Origin of the sequence: Streptococcus sp. HMSC10E12, assembly GCF_001807855.1 — a bacterium.
GTDB classification, from domain to species: Bacteria; Bacillota; Bacilli; order Lactobacillales; family Streptococcaceae; genus Streptococcus; species Streptococcus salivarius.
In genome coordinates this window covers 1-1493 of record NZ_KV791093.1, presented here as the reverse complement: position 1 = coordinate 1493, position 1493 = coordinate 1, and the positions used below count along the sequence as shown (strand labels likewise).

Genomic DNA, 1493 nt, shown 5'->3' with positions numbered 1-1493 from the left:
AGGTGAGTTTTTTGTTTTATTCACTAGCTTGCTCCCATTGTTTAGAGAGGTAGCGAGAGTAGCTAGAGATGGCAAAGTTAACCACGAAATAAGCTAAAGCCACAATACCGTATAAGGTAAAGATTTGACTAGGTTCGTAGTAACCACCCATCAAAATCTGACTCTTACCAAACAATTCTTGTAAGGCGATAACAGAGTAAAGGAAAGAAGTATCCTTGATAACTGTTACGAATTGAGAGATGATAGATGGCAACATCTTACGAATAGCTTGTGGGAAGATGATGTAAATAAAGATTTGTTTGTTGTTAAATCCTTGAGACAAGCCGGCTTCCGTTTGGCCATGGTCAATAGAGTTCAGTCCCCCACGAATGATTTCCGCCAAGGCAGCTGAAGTAAAGACCGTGAAAGAGGTAATCCCTGCAGCGGTTGACTTGAGTTGGAAGACCAGGAAGATAATGAAAATCCAAAGCAAGTTAGGAACATTACGGACGAACTCAACGTAGATAGAAGCAATCCAACGAAGGATAGGATTCTTTCCGTTACGCATTACCGCCAGAATAGTTCCGAACAGGGTAGATAGCACGATGATGAAGAAAGACAAGTAAAGAGTCGTCCACATCCCTTGTGCCAAGAATTTAAGGTTAGTAGCTGATAAAACTTCTGACATAGTGGACCTCCTTAATAAGCTTTCTTATTCTCTTCTTCTTTACGACGTGCCCAAGTAGCTAGAGGGAAACACATGATAAAGTAGAGGAAGGCAGCCCCAGCAAAGGCCGGCACATAGTTAGTGGTATCATAAGCCCAAGCCTTAGCAGTGAACATGATATCTGCCCCAGAGATAATGGCAACTGTAGAAGTATTCTTAATCAAGTTAACCACTTGGTTGGTCAATGGTGGCAAGATAGTACGGACTGCTTGAGGCAAGATGATGATACGCATGGTATCAGCGTAGGTGAATCCTTGAGACAAAGCGGCTTCGGTTTGACCTTTAGGAACTGCCTCGATACCTGTACGAATAATTTCAGAGATATAGGCTCCTGTGTAGACACCCACACAAAGGATAGCTGTCAATGAAATTGGAATCATGACATGACCATCAGTCAAGATTGAAATCCCATAGAAGACAACCACGAATTGCACAAGCAAGGGTGTATTTTGGAAGATTTCGACATAAACACGTGAAATGCCACGAAGGACTTTGTTGTGAGTAGAGCTCATAGCCCCAAAGATAAGCCCAAGAAGAAGGGCAACAATCAAGGCACCAATTGAAATGCCAAGGGTGTAAAAGAAACCTTTGGCAAACTGCCCAAAGTTAGCGAAGAAAGCAGCCCAACGTTCAAGAGCGAAAGGACTAGCCGTTTCAGTTAAAAGATACATAAATTCAGGACTCCTTTCTATTTATCTTCAGCCTTAGCTGGTTTCAAGTGATACTTATCGTAGAGTTTTTGAAGGCTACCATCTTTTTGCCATTTAGCAATCAAATCGTTGGTATA

2 protein-coding genes and 1 pseudogene are annotated in these 1493 nt (G+C 42.0%); all 3 read right to left on the bottom strand.

Going from position 1 to position 1493, the window contains the following annotated elements; all coding sequences use genetic code 11:
- Window positions 1–16: 16 nt before the first annotated feature.
- The gene (locus HMPREF3112_RS06055; protein ID WP_002886253.1) at window positions 17–667 is read right to left on the bottom strand and encodes an amino acid ABC transporter permease; all 651 of its coding nucleotides are present in this window, start codon (window positions 665–667) and stop codon (window positions 17–19) included.
- 11 nt (window positions 668–678) lie between these two features.
- On the bottom strand, window positions 679–1377 hold the full coding sequence (locus tag HMPREF3112_RS06050) for an amino acid ABC transporter permease (protein ID WP_002886251.1): 699 nt from the start codon (window positions 1375–1377) through the stop codon (window positions 679–681).
- 17 nt (window positions 1378–1394) lie between these two features.
- Window positions 1395–1493 (bottom strand): annotated as a pseudogene (locus tag HMPREF3112_RS11265) (glutamine ABC transporter substrate-binding protein); the annotation flags it as partial.